General features: G+C 59.4%; 15 protein-coding genes. 2 read left to right on the top strand and 13 right to left on the bottom strand.

The genetic code is table 11. The features are described from left to right. Window positions 1-65: 65 nt before the first annotated feature. Entirely contained in the window at window positions 66-503 is a 438-nt protein-coding gene (locus CKW23_RS17165; protein WP_025260061.1) for a helix-turn-helix domain-containing protein, read from the top strand. Between the two features lie 67 nt (window positions 504-570). Here the strand turns inward: CKW23_RS17165 and CKW23_RS17160 are convergent, their stop codons facing one another. The 8 genes from CKW23_RS17160 to CKW23_RS17125 form a co-directional block, all read right to left on the bottom strand. Next, a complete protein-coding gene (locus CKW23_RS17160) occupies window positions 571-3,006 on the bottom strand; it encodes a TonB-dependent siderophore receptor (RefSeq protein WP_025260060.1) in 2,436 nt (811 codons plus the stop codon). Window positions 3,007-3,069: 63 nt separating this feature from the next. Then, the gene (locus CKW23_RS17155) at window positions 3,070-4,044 is read right to left on the bottom strand and encodes a FecR domain-containing protein (protein WP_095068038.1); all 975 of its coding nucleotides are present in this window, start codon (window positions 4,042-4,044) and stop codon (window positions 3,070-3,072) included. After that, window positions 4,041-4,562 (bottom strand): sigma-70 family RNA polymerase sigma factor, encoded by a 522-nt coding sequence (locus CKW23_RS17150; RefSeq protein ID WP_025260058.1) that lies wholly within the window; start codon window positions 4,560-4,562, stop codon window positions 4,041-4,043. Before CKW23_RS17150 ends, CKW23_RS17155 begins: the two co-directional genes overlap by 4 nt. Window positions 4,563-4,670: 108 nt before the next feature. Continuing rightward, entirely contained in the window at window positions 4,671-5,636 is a 966-nt protein-coding gene (gene araH / locus CKW23_RS17145; protein ID WP_177434655.1) for an L-arabinose ABC transporter permease AraH, read from the bottom strand. A 41-nt stretch (window positions 5,637-5,677) separates the two neighbouring features. Further along, a complete protein-coding gene (gene araG, locus CKW23_RS17140; RefSeq protein ID WP_025260056.1) occupies window positions 5,678-7,204 on the bottom strand; it encodes an L-arabinose ABC transporter ATP-binding protein AraG in 1,527 nt (508 codons plus the stop codon). Window positions 7,205-7,254: 50 nt separating this feature from the next. Further along, window positions 7,255-8,259 carry a substrate-binding domain-containing protein gene (locus CKW23_RS17135; protein WP_025260055.1) on the bottom strand — a complete coding sequence of 335 codons (1,005 nt, stop codon included), beginning with the start codon at window positions 8,257-8,259 and terminating at the stop codon, window positions 7,255-7,257. A 123-nt stretch (window positions 8,260-8,382) separates the two neighbouring features. Beyond that, window positions 8,383-9,201 (bottom strand): SDR family oxidoreductase, encoded by an 819-nt coding sequence (locus CKW23_RS17130; RefSeq protein WP_025260054.1) that lies wholly within the window; start codon window positions 9,199-9,201, stop codon window positions 8,383-8,385. Between the two features lie 29 nt (window positions 9,202-9,230). After that, complete coding sequence (locus CKW23_RS17125) at window positions 9,231-10,103, bottom strand: SMP-30/gluconolactonase/LRE family protein (RefSeq protein WP_025260053.1); 873 nt, start codon at window positions 10,101-10,103, stop codon at window positions 9,231-9,233. A 210-nt stretch (window positions 10,104-10,313) separates the two neighbouring features. Between CKW23_RS17125 and CKW23_RS17120 the strand changes: the two genes are divergently transcribed. Continuing rightward, a complete protein-coding gene (locus tag CKW23_RS17120; RefSeq protein WP_025260052.1) occupies window positions 10,314-11,462 on the top strand; it encodes an aldose epimerase family protein in 1,149 nt (382 codons plus the stop codon). A 41-nt stretch (window positions 11,463-11,503) separates the two neighbouring features. On the opposite strand, the gene CKW23_RS17115 is transcribed toward CKW23_RS17120, so the two are convergent. The 5 genes from CKW23_RS17115 to CKW23_RS17095 form a co-directional block, all read right to left on the bottom strand. Further along, on the bottom strand, window positions 11,504-12,397 hold the full coding sequence (locus CKW23_RS17115; RefSeq protein WP_025260051.1) for a metal ABC transporter substrate-binding protein: 894 nt from the start codon (window positions 12,395-12,397) through the stop codon (window positions 11,504-11,506). 12 nt (window positions 12,398-12,409) lie between these two features. Continuing rightward, window positions 12,410-13,279: a metal ABC transporter permease gene (locus tag CKW23_RS17110; RefSeq protein WP_025260050.1), complete on the bottom strand. Its 870-nt coding sequence runs from the start codon at window positions 13,277-13,279 to the stop codon at window positions 12,410-12,412. Then, entirely contained in the window at window positions 13,276-14,025 is a 750-nt protein-coding gene (aztA, locus tag CKW23_RS17105) for a zinc ABC transporter ATP-binding protein AztA (RefSeq protein ID WP_025260049.1), read from the bottom strand. Before aztA ends, CKW23_RS17110 begins: the two co-directional genes overlap by 4 nt. Before the next feature lie 251 nt (window positions 14,026-14,276). Then, window positions 14,277-17,036, bottom strand: a complete 2,760-nt coding sequence (metC, locus tag CKW23_RS17100; protein ID WP_095068036.1) for a cystathionine beta-lyase — start codon at window positions 17,034-17,036, stop codon at window positions 14,277-14,279. 42 nt (window positions 17,037-17,078) lie between these two features. Beyond that, entirely contained in the window at window positions 17,079-17,672 is a 594-nt protein-coding gene (locus CKW23_RS17095) for a cysteine dioxygenase family protein (RefSeq protein ID WP_095068035.1), read from the bottom strand. Window positions 17,673-17,682: the final 10 nt, after the last annotated feature.

Below are 17,682 nucleotides of genomic sequence, written 5' to 3'. Positions count from 1 at the left end.
CTTACACACTCCTTACAATTCTGCCACAGCCTTCTTTAAGGCAGGCGCTTCTAGAGGACAACTGAATGCCCGGAATCGGCCCCCGCCTCAAACGAGAACGAATAAGACTCAAACTGTCACAAAGCACGCTGGGCGCTATTGGGGGTGTTGAAACCAATGCCCAGAGCAATTACGAGAACGGCATACGTTCACCCAGAGCCGACTACCTGGCCCGTATTTCAGACGCAGGCATCGATGTAACCTATGTAGTGACAGGTTTCAGCCTTGAGCGCCCTCTCCCCACTCTGGAGATTCATGACACGAGCGAGCGCCTGAATCGCGTCATATCGCGCCTGCATAAAAACCTGCATGAAGTCACGCAGAACATCTACCACATGGCCCGATTACTCGAGAACCATGAAAATACCTCGATCAGGTCACAAGTGGGCACTATCAAGGAAGAAGCGGAAGCCATTACAGTTGCGGCAGTACGCTTGATCTACGTGAGTTCGAAACTGAATTGATCTCCCGGCCTTCTCCAGGAAGGCCGGAGCGGCATTCGGTCGTACACGGAATGCCGCTGCAACAGCCTTAAAACCCGACAGTCGCCGACACCAGATAAGTCCTCGGTGTCGACAATGTAAGGCCCGCCGCACTGTCTGACGAAGTTGCTGCCGATGCCCAATAGGTTTTATCCAGCACGTTTTCTACAGAAGCTCGCACGGTGACGGGATTATCGCCCAGCTTGAAGGCATAACGGCCACCGACGTCATAACGTTCCCATGAGTCGATTTTCTGGTTATTGGCAGCATCCAGGTATTGCGACCCTGTATGAATGGCACGGGCAGTAAGCGTCAGGCCTGGCAGGCGATTGATATCCCACTCCACACCCATATTGGCGTTGACCTCAGGCGAGCCGGTGCCGCGATTGCCATCGAAAGTGCCCAGCGCGGTTTTGGTCTGCTCACTGTCAAGTAACATGACGCCACCCAGCAGCCGTACACCCGATAAGGGTTCACCGAACATATTCAACTCGACACCCTGATTGCGCAGTTCGCCATCGGGCTTGAAGTTGCCTTGGGCATCGGTGATGTAGGCCGGCTGTTCTATGCGGAATACACTCAGGCTGGTGCCAAAAGTGCCATGGTCATACTTCACGCCGACTTCCGTCTGCTTGGACTTGTAGGGTGCAAACACTTCGTCGCTGTTAGTGGCAGTCGTGGGCGCAGTCTCGCCCTGGCTAAGGCCTTCCATGTAGTTGGCATATAGCGAGATCGAGTCGGTGGCCTTGATCACCAGCCCCATGGCGGGAGACGTGGCGCGCTCGTCGTAGCGCTGCCCCAGCGCACCATTGGAATAGCTGTCCACTTCAACCCGCTGCAGGCGAGCGCCCAGGGTCAACAGCACGCGATCGTCAAGAAAGCTCAAGGTATCGGCCAGCGCAATACTGGTGAACAGGTTTTCGGTATGAGTCGAGGTATCGAAGCGGGTTGGCGCACCCGGATACGGCAACACGACCGGGTTATAAAGGTTGCTGGTGCGAGGCTGGTAACGTTCGCCGGCGTTATCGAACTCGAAGTCGAAACGGTTGAGGCTGATGTTCAGCGTATGCCCCACCGGCCCGGTGTTGAACCAGCTACGCGCACCGACCGTGAAGGTCTTGACCTCCTCGTCGCGCCGAAAAGTACGCGGCGTCACGGTAAAATCGCCACTGCTGGTGGTCACAGGAACCGTGTGGCGCAGGAAGTCATAATTGCCCTTGCGCGCACCGGCAGCGGCATACACCATCACTGCATCACTCAGATCGAACTCACCTCGCCATGCGCCGAAAGAGTCCTTGGAGTGGGAATAAGTCCAGGGCTGGGCAATGTTGCGACGAATATCCCTGGCCTTGGGCATGGCGATACCGGCGGCGACTTCGACCCGCTCGATGGGCGCATCGGCATAACGCTCCTGCTCCCCGAGATCCAGCGACATGCGCATCCGGTCTTCACGCCAGTCCAGCCCGATGACCGAAGCTTCACGCTCGACTTTCTGGTGATCCCACTCGGTATCGCCCGATTGCCGTACCCCGTTGTAACGCACCCCGAAACGCTGGTTATCGCCAAAGCGGCGACCGATATCCACGTGCCCGCCAAACTGCCCGGCCGATGCAAAGCTGCCGGTGAATTCGGTCAACGGTTCGCTGCCGGCGCGCTTGGGCTCGATATTGATATTGCCGCCCACACTGCCGCGCGGAACGATGCCACCCAATAACGCGCCGGGCCCTTTGAGGATATCGACCCGCTCGACCATCTCCATGTCGATGGAGTACGTCGGCAGCACGCCATACAACCCACCAAACGACACATCGCTGTTGAACAGACTGAACCCTCGAATCGAGAACTGCTCGAAACGCCCGCCTGCCGGGTTGGTGGTACGCACCGACGGGTCGCTGGCAACCATATCGCCAAGAGTACGCGCCTGCTGGTTTTTGATCGTGGTGCTGGTATAGGACGTCTGGTTGAAGGGCGTCTCCATGAAATCACGATCGCCCAGCATGCCCTGGGAACCGCTGCGGGCGACCTGGCCACCGGCATAAATGTCGCCCGGCCCGTCCAGCCGGCTGCCGTCGATGGACGTATTGGGCAAGACCATCGAGCCGTTTTCTGCGACCGGTGCAGGCACCAGCGTATAGGACTGATTGCCGAGCGGTTGCAATTGCAGTCCGGAGCCTTGCAGCAAAAGCATGAAGCCCTCATCGACAGGGTATTCGCCATCAAGCCCCTTGCTGTTGCGACCGGCCACCAGTGCCGGGTCTACGGAAAGGCTGACGCCAGACAGCGCAGCAAAGCGGGTCAAGGCGGCACTCAGGCTGCCAGCCGGAATCTGATAACTGCGCCGCACAGACTCCTCCGCCTGGACCGAAGCCACGAATACCGGCGCGACGCCAAGACCGATCACCACGCTGGCCTGGCAACTCATATGCAGCAACGGAGCCATGCCGAAACGGGCAAGACGCAGGCGACGCAAGAAAACTACGGGCATTGGAGCACTCTCTTTTGTGTTCACTTGAGAGAGATGACAAGCGACGGAAAAAAAAGGGACACGTCAGGCAGAAATATTTCGAGGCCCCAGGGTGATCCAGTACCGTGTCCGCGAATGCACCTGTACAGGCAGGCTTGCAACCAGCAAATCCAGAATGCGATCAGTATCGTCCAGCCGGAACGAGCCGGTCACCCTCAAGGCCTCCAGCTCGGGTTCCCAGCGCAGAATCCCGGGACGATAGCGATTGAGTTCGGTCAGGAAACTCCCCAGCGGGCGATTCTCTACGGTCAACACGCCCTGGCGCCAATCCGGTTGGCGAGCGTCGAAGCGTTCGACCGCAGTAACACCTTGAGCAGTCAGGGCTGCCCGTTCGCCCCCCTTGAGACGCAAGGTCGCGCCTTGTCTGGACAGCAGATCGACACTGCCACTCGCCACCGAAACCCGACAACGGTGCTCGTCCTGTCGAATGCACAGTTCGGCACCGTTGGCGATGATATGGCCCATGCGGGTATTGATGCTCACGGCCGGCGCATTGCCAGCCATGGTCAAGGCAATCTCCCCTTCGATCAACACTAACTGGCGCCTGCCGTCCAGGAAGTCGAGATCCACGGCACTGGCGGTATTGAGTTGCAATTGACTGCCATCGGGCAGGCGCAAGGTCTTGCGCTCGCCGGTTGCGGTGCGCAGATCGGCGCGCCAGGCCCTGACGGGCAACTGACTGCTGACGATCCAGCCGCCGGGAATCAGAGCCGCAATAACCAGCGCACGCTTGAGAATCGCCCGACGCGTCGGCTCGCTTCGCTTGAGGTCTGCCCGATCGAGGCTGGCCATGGCCAGTTCGGGCGGCAGTTCGGAGAAACGCTGCCGCAAGCCTTGTGCCCGCTGCCACACCTGCTCATGACTTGGGCATTGCTCGCGCCAGCGCTGCAATTGTTCGTACTCCTGAGCACTGGCCGTCCCGGACTCCAGCAACGCCAGCCAGTAGGCCGCAGCATGCGCCACTTGCCGGGCCTGCTCCTCACGCGCCATGTCACTCATAGCTCGGCCATCAGGCAATGTGCATAGGCCTGTGCCATGTAGCGTTTCACGGTACGTTCGGACACCTTCAGCCTGAGGGCGATCTGCGCATAACCCAGGCCTTCAAGCTGCGACCAGAGAAACGCCCGACGCACCACCACCGGCAAGTCGTCGAGTAACTCATCCAGTGCCTGCAGGGTCTGCAACAGGATCCAGCGCTGCTCGGGAGATGGAACGGCCTCTTCGGGCAATGCCGCCAAAGCCTCCAGATAAGCCTGTTCGAGACTGCGGCGCTTGTAGTGATTGATCAGCAACCGCTTGCCCACGGTCACCAGATAGGCACGCGGCTCACGCAGGTTAGCCAAGGGTTCGCTCTGCCAGGTCGCCATGATCCGCAAGAACGTATCCTGACTGAGATCGGCGGCATCCCACGCATTGCCCAAGCGGCACCGTAGCCAGTTTTCCAGCCAGCTACGGTGATCACGATAGAAGTTGTCCAGGCCAGGCTGTATACCCGATGACCCTGCTGCATCACTCATTCAAAGGCCACCCATGACAGCGACTTAAAATGAGAATCATTCTATTTAATTCGTGTCAGCGAGCCAACCTGTTTCTCAGGCTCAACACTCGGGTGATCTCCTAGTGATTCAGCGGCGCTTCAACCTGTCGATAATCACCGCCAGTAACAGAATGGTGCCGCGAATGACGTACTGGTAGAAGGTGTCGATGTTCTTGAGGTTCATCGCATTCTCGATGATCGCCAGAATCAGCACACCCGCGATCACATGGCGAATCATGCCGATACCGCCGCTCAGCGAGACGCCGCCCAGCACACAGGCCGAGATGACTGTCAGCTCGAAGCCCTGGCCGATCATGGGTTGCCCGGAAGTCATGCGTGAAGCCAGCACCACGCCGGCCAGCGCACCAATCAGGCCGTGTACGGCAAAGATGATGATCTTGGTCCGGTCGACATGCACACCCGCCAGCAAGGCGGCCTCCTGGTTACCGCCAATGGCCATGGTGTTGCGGCCATAGGTGGTGTAGTTGAGCAGCCAGCCAAAGAAGATAAAGCAGGCAATGGTGATCAGGATCGGTACCGGCACACCATAGAACTGGCCGTTGCCGAAGACGAAGAAGTCCTCGTTGGAAACCCCCACAGCCTTGCCGTTGGAAAAGATATACGCCAGCCCACGAACGATCTGCATGGTCGCCAGGGTCGTGATCAGGGCATTGATGCGCAGCTTGGCAATGACGATACCGTTGATCAGCCCCACCAGCAGGCCCATGGCAAGGGCAGCGCTCACTCCGAGGAATACGCTGTCGGTATCGCGAATCACGATCCCGGCAATCACACCGGCACACGCCAGTACCGAACCGACCGACAGGTCGAAGTGCCCGGAAGCCAGGCAATAAAGCATGGTGCAGGCGGCAATGCCCACGGTGGAAATTGCCAGCCCCAACCCGCGCATGTTCAGCGGCGACAGGAAGTTATCGATGAACACCGCACACAGCATGAAAATACCCAGTGCAGCCAGCAACATGACCCATTCATCGAGAAAGCGGCGCATATTCAAGCCCTGACGGGGAGCCCGCAGGCTGGTTTCGGTAGACATACGCACCTCTTTTTTATTGTTCATGGTCGTAGACCAAAGGTTCAGCCGCGTGAGCGGGGTAATGCCAGTTGTAGAAGTCGCGACTCATCGGCCTCGTCGCGGTTGAGTTCACCGGTAATGGCCCCTTCGCTCATGACCAGAATGCGGTCTGAGATGCCCATGACTTCCATCAGGTCGCTGGACACCACAATCACCGCGATGCCTTGCGCCGCCAGGTTATGGATGATCTGGTAAATCTCGGATTTGGCACCGATATCAATGCCTCGGGTGGGCTCGTCCAGCAGCAGGACTTTCATCGGCATAGACAACCAGCGACCCAGAATCGCCTTCTGCTGATTACCACCGGAAAGAAAGACAATCTGCTGATCCGGCGAAGGCGTCTTGACGTTCATCGCCCGAATCTGTTTTTCGGCGTTCTCGCGTTCCCAACGTCCTTGAAGCAGGCAACCCAGGCTCACATGCCGGGACCGGGCGCCGATATTGATGTTCTCGGCCACACTGGACAGCGGCACGATGCCTTCTTTCTTGCGGTCCTCCGGGCAGAGCAATATGCCAGCGGCAATCGCGTCCCGAGGAGACTTCAAGGTCAGCGGCTTGCCGTCCAGTTGCAGCGTGCCAGCCTTGCTGCGGGTCATGCCGGACAACAGGCGAAACAGCTCGGTACGACCAGCCCCCACCAGCCCGAAGAAGCCCAGCACTTCGCCCTTCTCGACTGCGAAGCTCACCGGCTCCTGCAATCCCGGCCCGAGCAGGCCAGTAACCCGCAGACTCGGGCCTTGATGCTCACGGGGCCGATAGTCATAGATATCCTGGATATCGCGCCCGACCATGCAGGTCACCAGACGATCATGGTCAAGCTCTGCCATGTCCTCGAAGGTGCGTACGAAACGCCCGTCCTTGAACACCGTCACGGCATCGCAGATACGGAAAATTTCTTCCATGCGGTGGGACACGTAAAGAATCACCCTGCCCTCGTCGCGCAATTTGGCGATGATCGCCATCAAGCGGTCGATCTCACGCGCCGACAGGCTGCTGGTGGGTTCATCGAAGGCAATCACATGGGCATTGCGCGACATGGCCTTGGCGATTTCCACCAATTGCCGCAGCCCCAGCGACAAATCCCCGAGACGCATTCCCGGATCGATTTCGTCGGCAAGCCCCTTGAGCAGTTCCGTGGCCTGACGCAGCATGAGCCGGCGATTGATCATCCCGAAGCGATTGGGCATATGCCCCAGCAGCAGGTTTTCTGCCACGGTCATTTCCGGCACCAGATGCAGTTCCTGGTGAATCACTGCGACACCCGCCGCGATGCTGTCTGCGGTAGACCTGAACTGATGGGTGAGCTCACCGATCTGCAAGGTCCCGCTGTTGGGCGTATAGGAGCCACCCAGTATTTTCAGCAATGTGGACTTGCCAGCCCCGTTCTCGCCCATCAAGGCATGTACGCTGCCAGGATTGGCCTGGAAGCTGATGTCCGACAGCGCCTTGACGCCGGGAAAGACCTTGCCGATGCCGCTGAAGCGCAAGGCGCCACCGGCCGCTTGCTGTTGTTCGATTGCCTGCTGCATGAACTGTCCTCCTCACTCGCGAAGGGGCCTGAGATCAGGCCCCCTTGAACTCACTTCCACAGACCGATCTTGGTCAGGACTTCCTGGAAGTTGGCCCGCGTAATGAGCGTCACGTCGTCCATGGCGGTGTACTTGGGAGGTTCTTCGCCGGTCGTGACCCATTTGAACATCTGGTAGGCGGTGTCATAGCCTTCCTTGTCCGGGCTCGGCAGCATCGAACCGAAGAAACCGCTTTCTTTCTTTTTCAGTTCATCGATTGCGTCAGTACCATTGATGCCGATACCGATCACGTTGGCTGGCTTGAAGCCGTTGGTGGCTGTGGCACGCACGCCGCCGAGCACGGTGTTGTCGTTCATGCCACCGATGATCAGGTTCTTGGCATTACCCGGCAGTTTCGGCAGCGCCGAGTTGGTCGCATCCATACTGCCCGGCACATCGAGGGTCTTCTGGGCAGTGAAGAGGATATGGCTTTCCGGCAGACCGGCTTTTTTCAGCGCATCCACAGAGCCGTCGGTGCGCTTCTTGCCGGTATCCAGTTCGTTGTAGGTGTTGATGATGGCGTAGGTTTCTTTCCAGTCCCAATTGCGGTTTTTCGCCTCGGCCGCCATGGCCTCGCCCTGTTTCTGACCCACCTCGAAAGCGGCCATGCCCAGGTACGGCACGTCTTCCATGAAGTTGCCCTTGGCATCGACGAAACGATCATCCACCGCCATCACCTTCAAGCCCAACGCCTTGGCCTTGGCGACGATGGCCGGGCCGAGGGAAACATCGGGTGGGCAGATGACAAAACCCTTGGCGCCGTTGGCTGCCAGGCTGTCGATGGCTGCCAGGGTTTTCTCGCCATCGGGTACGGCAATCTTGAGCACCGTGAAGCCGTGCTCCTTGCCCGCCTTGTCGGCAAAGGCCCATTCGGTCTGGAACCAGGGTTCTTCGGGTTGCTTGACCAGGAAGCCGATTTTCACTTCTTCGGCAGCGTGGAGGATGCCACTCATGCCCAGGATGGCAGTGGTGACAGCGGCGCAGCATAGGGAACGAATCCCGTGACGACTCAACATAGCTAACTCCTTATTTTTATTGAATAGCTACAGCGTCCAACAAGGTGAGGCTCCAGGTTCTGTACACCCGAAACCCGTTAAATAGTCATACCATATCGCCAGGAACAGCAATGTAACCGAGTGTCACTCGTGATAAAGCACCGAGCGGCCGCCATCGATCATGATGCAACTGGCGTTGATGAACGGCGCCTCATCAGTGGCCAGGAACAGCGCAGTCATCGCAACTTCGATGGGCTGGCCGATACGTTTGGGCGGATGCAGATCGAAGGCGCGTTGCCGCTCGGCCTGTGGATCATCGAAGCCGTTCCAGTAATCGACGTTGAGCTGGGTTTCGATATAGCCCGGCGCGATGGCGTTGACCCGAATACCCTTGGGCGCGTATTCGATACCCAGGGCGCGGGTCAGGCCCAACAGGCCATGCTTGGCGACCGGATAGGGAAAGCATCCGGGAATGATGTTGCTCGAATGGGTCGAGGCGATATTGATGATGTTGCCCGCGCCCTGTTCCAGCATTTTCGGCAAGACACTGCGGCAGCCATACCAGGCGCCATCCAGATCGATGGCGAAGCAGCGCTTCCAGTCTTCGTCGCTCATTTCCAGCGGGTCGCGGAACACATTGACCCCGGCGCAGTTGATCAGCACATCGACCCGGCCAAAATGCTCGATGGCCAGGTCCACCATGCTGCGCCACTGGTCCTGTTGCGTGACATCGACCTTGAGTGCGTGAATCTCGGCCCCCTGCCCGCGCCATTTCGCCGCCACCTGCTCGACCTTTTCGCCCTGCACATCGCTGATGATCAGCCTGGCCTGCTGCGCCTGGAAACACGCCACGATGGCTTCGCCAATCCCCTGGGCAGCGCCGGTCACCAGCACCACCTTGCCTTTGAGGCGTTCACCGCGAACCGGCTCGGGAACCGGGGGTAACGACAAAGGTATCGCCATGTTCAACTCTCCTTGAATGCAATGAAAATTCAGCCTGCGAAGCGCGGGCAAAGCTGCCCGGCAACACCCACGTCGGCCTTGAGTAGCGCGCCATCGAACTGGCCATGGGCATCGGCCGGTGCAGCGCTGGTGACATAGAGCGTAGACAGGCCGGGGCCGCCAAAAACACAACTGGTGGGATGACTGACAGGCAGGTCGATCACCCGATCAACGCTGCCATCGGGGGCAAAGCGGATCAGGCAGCTCCCCCCCCAGCGGGCATTCCAGACATAGCCTTCGGCATCCATGGCCGAACCGTCCGGTACGCCGCGGGGGTGTTCGTGCGCCCACACCTGACGCTCGCCCAAGCTGTCGTCAGTCAGAATCGGGTATTGGTAGATAACGCCATCAAGGGTATCGGCGCTGTAGAGCACTGTGCCCTGGGCATTCCACAAAAGGGTGTTGACGATGCCCTGCCTGTCCAGCAAGTGCGTGACCCTTGCATCCGGGTCTACGCGAAACAGGCCACCGGAGCGGCGTACCAACGGCAAGTCGCCACCTTCGTCATCCAGATTGTTCTGCATGCTGCCCAGCCACAGGCGGCCCTGAGCGTCGCAACGGGATTCGTTGGCGCGGTTGCCCGCGACAGGATCGGCCACGCACAGCAATGAAATGGAGGTTTTAGGCGATTCGAGGCTCAGGCGGTATACGCCGCTGGCCAGAGTCACCAGGGCATCGCCCTTGTCGGTGGGAATGAATGCGGAAACCGCCTCAGGCAGACGCCATTGGCTGTATTGACCCTGGACCAGCCTGCAGGCCAGACGCCCGGCAATGTCGACCCAGTACAAGGCTTGCTGATCAAGGTCCCAGAAAGGGGCTTCAGCCAGTTTGAAACGGTGCTCGGATAGCGGCTGCCATTGCATGGACGGTGTCCTTTTTTATTTTTCTTAGGAACTGCCTCTACTAAATAGTATTACGATTTATTTTTCAAGCGGCTTTTTATCGTCTATAAATCCTTGCATCGGATTAAAACCGATCAAATAGTCTTACCAATTTGCTGTCTGACAGCAAAACCCAGAGATGCGTTGCGTCACCTTCTCCTTTCACAACAACAATAAAAGTGAGTAGAACAGATGAAAAATCACGCTCTTCTCAGCAGCCTTGGACTGTCACTGATGATCGCCACCCTGACCGCACAAGCCGCCGCACTGTCCAGCGAACATGGCCTCTTCGGCAAACTGCCCGATGGTACGCCCATCGAGAAGTACACCCTGCAAAACAGTCACGGCCTGCAGGCCAGCATCATTACCTATGGCGCAACCCTGCAATCGCTCAAGGTTCCGGACAGGAACGGCAAGGTCGAAGACGTCGTTCTGGGCTTCGATGATGTGCAGGGCTATCAGGCCAACGGCACCGTGTATTTCGGTGCAACCATCGGTCGTTTCGGCAACCGACTGGCGGGCGGCACCTTCAAGCTGGACGACAAGACCTACCGCGTCCCGCTCAACGACAAGACCAATGCGCTGCATGGCGGCAATCAGGGTTTCGACAAGCGTATCTGGAAAGCCGAAAGCATCAAGGCCAATGGCTCGGTCGGGGTGAAGCTTAGCTACCTGTCGCCCGATGGCGAGATGGGTTTTCCCGGCGCGTTGCTGACAGAAGTCACCTATAGCCTCAACGACCAGAACGAGCTGAAGATCGACTACCGCGCCACCACCGACAAGCCCACGGTGCTGAACCTGACCAACCACAGCTATTTCAATCTGGCGGGCGCGGGCAACGGCGATATTCTCCAGCAGGTGGCCACCCTGCACGCTTCCCGTTACACGCCGGTCAACGACAAGCTGATCCCTACCGGTGAGCTGGCCCCGGTGGCTGGCACGTCCATGGACTTCCTCAAGCCAACGGCCATCGGCAAGAACATCAAGGCCGACCATCAACAGCTCAAGTACGCTGAGCCCAAACAAGGCGGCTTTGACTTCAACTGGGTGCTGGACACCAAGGGTGACATCAGCAAACTTGCGGCAGAAGTCAGTGACCCGCAGTCAGGCCGTCACCTGCAACTGTTCACCACCGAGCCCGGCGTGCAGTTGTATACCGGCAATTTCCTGGATGGCAGCATTCATGGCAAGGCCGGCAAGGTCTATCCGCATTGGGGTGCCTTCACCCTGGAAACCCAGCACTACCCCGATGCGCCCAACCAGCCCGCCTTCCCCAGTACGCGACTGGACCCTGGCAAGGCTTACACCCAGACCACCATCTTCAAGTTTCTGACTCATTGAGAAGTGTGCAGACTGTGGGAGCTCCCGCAGTCTGCACACCATCATTTACCCTTCATTGCCGCCGTCAGCTTGTCGACGTTATAGCGAAACATCTGCGCATAGCTGGCCGCCGGGCCATCCGCGGGTGACAAGGCCTCGACGTATAGCTCACCCCCCGGCTGCGCGCCACTGGCATCGGCGATCTGCTTGACCAGCCGAGGATCACCGGAGTTTTCGAAGAAATAGGCCGTCACGTGCTCGCTCTTGATCTGGCGGATCAGTTTTGCGACATCTGCCGCCGACGCTTCCGACTCGGTAGAGAAACCCAAGGGTGACAGGAAGGTCACGCCATAGGCGTCACCGAAATAACCGAACGCATCGTGGGACGTGAGAATCTTGCGTTTCGACTCGGGCACCGACTGGACCTGATCACGGGCATAGAGGTCAAGCTCCTGCAATTGCACGATATAGCGTTGACCATTGGCCTCGTAGACGCTGGCACCTTCAGGGTCCGCCTTCTTGAGCGCGGTCATGATATTGCGCACATAGATCACCCCGTTGGCGGCGCTGTTCCAGGCATGGGGATCGGTGATGAGCTTGCCGTCTTCCTGCATGTAACGGGTCTTGATGCCCTCGGACAACACAACCGGCTGGCCCTTGTAGCCGGACGCCTTGATCAGGCGGTCCATCCAGCCTTCCAGATGCAGGCCGCTGACAAAGGTAAGGTCAGCGCTCTTCAGTGCCTGGGCATCACGCGGGGTGGGTTCGTAAACATGGGGGTCGCCATTGGGGCCGATCAGCGAGGTCACGTGAACCCGATCGCCGCCGACATTGCTGACCATATCGGCAATCACCGTGAACGAAGCCACCGCCTCAAGAGGCTTGGCCTGGGCAAGACTTGCAAACGCCGACAGCGCAATCGCCGCCATCGAGCTCAACATCATCAATCGTTTCATGACATGCCCTTTTCAGTTGGCCAGGTGGGGTTTTGGAAACAGTCGACGCAAGATGCCCGTGCGGCCGAACAGCAGCGAAAAGCCATAAAAGACGCTGGCGGTCAGAACGATGGCCGGCCCGGACGCCACGCCAAGGTGATAGGAAACGATCAGGCCGATCAGCCCCGAAACGGTCGCCAATACCGTCGAGATCAGCATCAGGGCACTCAATGAGCTGGCCCAGAACCGGGCAGCCGTGGCGGGCAGCATCATCATGCCCACCGCCATCAGCGTGCCGAGCGCCTGAAAACCCGCCACCAGGTTCAAAACGACCAGCAGCAGAAACAGCACGTGGTACAGCGAACCCATGCCGCCAACGGCACGCAGGAATCCCGGATCGAAACATTCGAGCACCAGCGGGCGATAGATCACGGCCAGCAGGATAAGGGTGAATGACGCAATGCCGCCGACCATATAGATCGCGCTGTCATCGATGGCCAGGATGGTGCCGAACAGCACGTGCAGCAGATCGACACTGGAGCCGTGCATGGAGACGATCAATACTCCGGCAGCCAGTGAGGTCAGGTAGAAACTGGCGAAGCTGGCGTCTTCGCGCAAGGCGGTCAGGCGGCTGACCAGCCCAGACAGCAAAGCCACGGCAAGCCCGGCGATCAGACCGCCAATGCCCATGGCCGGCAGCGACAGGCCTGCCACCATGAAACCCAGTGCCGCGCCCGGCAGGACCGCATGGCTCATGGCATCCCCCACCAGGCTCATGCGCCGCAACATCAGCAACACACCCACCGGACCGGAACCGACTCCCAACGCGAGGCAGGCCACCAAAGCCCGGCGCATGAAACCGAACTCGACAAAAGGCTCGATCAGCGTGGCATAGAGCATCATGAATGCTCACCTTCGGTATCGCAGACCTGAGCATCCGCACTCCAGAACTCGGCCATATTGCGGGCGCGCCGCAGATTGGCATCGCTCAATACTTCGGCTGTCGCTCCCCAGGCAATGGTTTCGCGGGCCATCAACAGGGTTTGCGGAAAGTGCTGACGGACCTGATCGATATCGTGCAACACCGCAATGACGGTGCGTCCCTGCCCATGCCAGACCCGGACCAGCTCCAGCAGATCGCGGGTGGTGCGGGCATCGATGGCGGTAAAAGGCTCGTCCAGCAGAATCACCGAGGCGTCCTGCAATAGCAGCCGTGCGAACAGCACCCGCTGGAACTGCCCGGAGGACAGAGATCCGATGCTGCGCGCCTCAAAGCCCTCAAGCCCGACGGTTTTCAGCGCATCCCGGGTGAGCCTGGCGTGATTGCGAGTCAGGCCGCGAAACGGGCCGATGCTGTGCCAAGCACCCATGGCCACGGTATCGGCCACGCTCAAGGGAAAACTACGATCGATCTCCGCCGCCTGTGGCAGATAACCCAACGTGCGGGTCGCCAACCGGCCTCGATCCACACGCCCCGCCGCTGGCTTCATGGTCCCGGCAATGGTCTTGATCAGCGTGGACTTGCCCGCACCATTGGGGCCGACGATGGCAGTCAGGCTACCCGCCTCGAAACGACCACTGATGTGATGCACCGCCGGACGGCGTTCGTAAGCGACGGTCAGATTGTCCAGAGCAATGGCGGCACTCATGGAATAGCCACCGACCAGACAATGGCCAGCCATAACAACAGCAAAATACCGAGAGCCAGCAGGACCCGCTTCAAAGCCGATTGAGCCAGAACGGAACCTGCAACAGAGGGAGCGCGGGGAGCTTTCACGGGAGAGTAGCCTGCAACGATTCGTTACAGTATTACACGACCATTCGGCATTTTGTTATGAAATAACATTTAGTTGAGCTGCAAGTTTTAAACTACACGCTTTTGACTTGAGGCTTGCAGCTTTCATCCTCGCCCAAACCCCCTCTGCAAATCCTCGATCAACGCTGCCACATCCTCCAGCCCGATATGCAAGCGCAACACCGGGTTGAGCAGTCGATCGGCTTCATTGTCGCGATCACTGACGTTGGCCACGGTGATCAGGCTTTCGTAGCCGCCCCATGAAGCACCGAGCCCGAACAGTTGCAACGCGCCGATAAAGCGCTCCAGCTGACCCGGGTCCGAGGACTCGAACTCGAAGGACAGCAAGCCGTTGCTGCCGGTGAAGTCGCGCTTCCACAGGGCGTGGCCGGGGTGGTCCGGCAAGGCTGGATGGAAAACACGGCGGACTTGCGGTTGTTCGTTCAGCCAGTACGCGACTTCAAGGGCCTGGCGCTCGTGGGTTTCCATGCGTGAAGCCAGGGTGCGGGCACCGCGCAGGACCAGATAGGCGTCATCGGGGCTGACCGCATTGCCGAAGGTGTCGCTCATCCTTCCCAGCGGCTGCCAGACGTCTTCACGGGTGCAGACGCTGCCCATCACCACATCGCTATGACCGCACAGGTACTTGGTCAGGGCCATGATGGAAATGTCCGCGCCCAGCTCCAGTGGCCGATAGAGGTAGGCCGAGCCCCAGGTGTTGTCCACCGCCAGCAGGATGTTTCGTGGTTTGCACAGCGCGGCAATGGCCGGCAAGTCGCAGAGTTCGTAGAGCAACGAACCCGGCACTTCGGTGTAGACCATGCGGGTATTGGCCTGCAGTTGCCCTTCCAGCCCCTGGCCGTCGGCCCTGAAATAGCTGACCTGAATGCCGAATGGCTCAAGGAAGTCACGGGCCACACGCCGCACCGGCGAATACACGGCATCGGTTATCAGGACATGATCGCCGGGGCGCAGATAGGCCAGGAAAGTCTGCGCCACTGCCGCAAGGCCGGTGCTGAACAATCGGGTGCGATAGCCGCCTTCCAGTTCAGTCACGAGGTCTTCCAGGGCAAATCCCGTTGGATTGCCCCTCGCCCCATAGCTCAACAGGCGCTCGGTATCGCGGCGCTTGCGGATATCGCGCATCTGCCCGAGGCTGTCGAACAGTACGGTGCTCATGCGCGAAACCGGTACATTCACCCCGCGCACGCCACTGCCCTTGGCCGTACGCGCGGCATGGATCAACCGGGTCTTGACCAAGGGGTTCTGTGACGGACGCTCAGGCTTTTTTGCGGATAAGGGCTTGAGGCTGGCAATTTCCTGCTCGGTCATCTGCCCCAGCAGACCGATTTCCCAGGCCAGGTACTGGCGGGCAGCGTCCTTGTTGCCGGAATGCCGGTCATGAGTGAAGAACAGAAAATCGATGCACTGCTCGTCCGCCAGGCTGGCACTGTCTTCGCGCAACGGTAGCCCGGCGGTTTGCCAGGCCTTGATCCCGCCGTCCAGCAGACGCACCTGCTGACGCTGCGCCTGTGGCAACTCTTCTACCGCCAGTTGCGCCAGAGCCGGATCATCGGCAATCAGCACCAGAGGCCGGGACTCATCAGCAACGGCGGCAGCCAGCAGCGGACGAATCGACCAGCGTGAACCTTCAATATGGCCTTTGCGAAAACCTGTGCTCGGACGCAGATCGATAAGCGCTACCGTGTTGTCTTTCAAGGCGTCGGCGAGCAGTTGCACGCTGATGCCCGGCAGGCCCGGCTGAACATACTCGCCCGCGACAGGCAGCGACAAACCACTGTTCACGCCATCAGCCAGCACATAGGCATCATGTCCCAGTTGCCTCAGCCAACTGGCGACAATCGGGGCGCGAATGCCTTCGTCGTCCACCAGCACCAGCCGCGCCTGACGCACGCCGACATATAAATCCGTCGCCTGAATCAACTGGCCGCCCGGCGTATGTTGCGCACCCGCCAATGTGCCTGCCGCAAACTCCTCGGCGGTTCGTACATCGCACAGGAACAGGCTACGCCCGCTGTCTGCGGCCCAGCCGGCAACCTGTTCGGAGCTGACCGTCTGCACCCCTGCCCGTTCGGCCAAAGCCTGGGCGGCATCCCGCTGCAGGGCCAGCGACTCGGGCGATACGGCATCCGGGTAGCGTCGGGTGCTGCCGTGCTCCAGTTGCAGATCGGCCAGATACCAACCCTGGGTTCCGTTTTCCAGGGCATAGACCGGGTTCTTCACGCCCAGGTCGATCAGCGTCTGCGCGCCGATGATGCTGCGGGTCCTCCCGGCGCAATTGACGATGATCGGCGTGTGTTCGTCGCGGACCAGCTCCGGCAGCCGATAACCCAGTTCGCCATTGGGGCAGCACACAGAACCGGGAATGGTCATCTTGCGGTATTCGTCGAATGGTCTGCCGTCCAGCACCACCAGCGACTCGCCCTGAGCCTGACGCTGCGCCAGTTCGGTGGCGCTGATATGCGGCGTATGGCGAGCCTCTTCCACCAGTTCGCCAAACGCCTTGGACGGCACATGCACACCCGCGAACAGTTGCAGACCTGCGGCCTGCCAGCCATCGGCGCCCCCTTCCAGAATATGCACCTGACGATAGCCGAGCGCTTCCAGTCGCAAGGCGGCACGCGAAGCGATATCGCCGCCATTCTGGTCATAGATCACCAGCCGCACGCCAGGGTTGGGTGCCAGGCGACGAATATCCAGCTCCAGTCGGCTATAGGGCAGCGTGACGCCATGGAACAGATGGGCTTCGCCGTACTGGCCATGTTCGCGCAGGTCGAACAGGGCAATTTCCTGCCCGTCGAACAGCCATTGTTGTAGTTGGGCCGCGGTGGTGGTCTGGCTCATGAGGTGGCTCATAAAAGTGAAAGGGGAAACCTGTGCTGGCTATCAATAAGCCTGAATCGACGGTGCCATCTGCGAGGCGTTGTAGTTCAGGACACGGCCTTCTTCATTGACACCGAAACGCCCGTTGAGCGATTCCAGCGGGCGACCATACAGGTGGAAGTGCAAGGTCGGCTCTTCGCCCGTGACCTTGATGCCATGCAAGTCTTCGCCCAGGAAACCGATGGGGGTGCCTGGCTGGACAATGACTTCCTTTTCCAGCTCCAGACGAGCGAAGGCCGGGTCGCTGCCATCGTCGGTACGCGCCCAGACGTAGTTGATCTCCTGGCCCTGCACGGCAACGATCACCGCCCAGGTTTCATGGTTGTGCGGCAAGGTGCTTTTGCCCGGCAGCAGCGAGTTCATGTACAGGGTCGGGGTCTCGCCATCATCGTTCAGGCGATAGCGGAAAGCAGTCTCGCCCTGCCCCGGTACCGGCGCAGGAAACTCGGTAAAGTTGAACAGGTCATGGCGCTTGGCCAAGTCTTCCAGCAGCGCGATGATTTCCTTCAACGCCTCGCGGTCTACGCCGCGCTGGTTGATGACACGGATCTGCTGCAGAAAACTTTCAATCACTTGGGTTCGGTTTGCGTTGCTCATCAGGTAGCTC

It is taken from the genome of Pseudomonas sp. Irchel 3A18 (genome assembly GCF_900187465.1).
GTDB lineage: Bacteria > Pseudomonadota > Gammaproteobacteria > Pseudomonadales > Pseudomonadaceae > Aquipseudomonas > Aquipseudomonas cichorii.
This window is presented reverse-complemented; position numbering and strand designations above follow the sequence as displayed.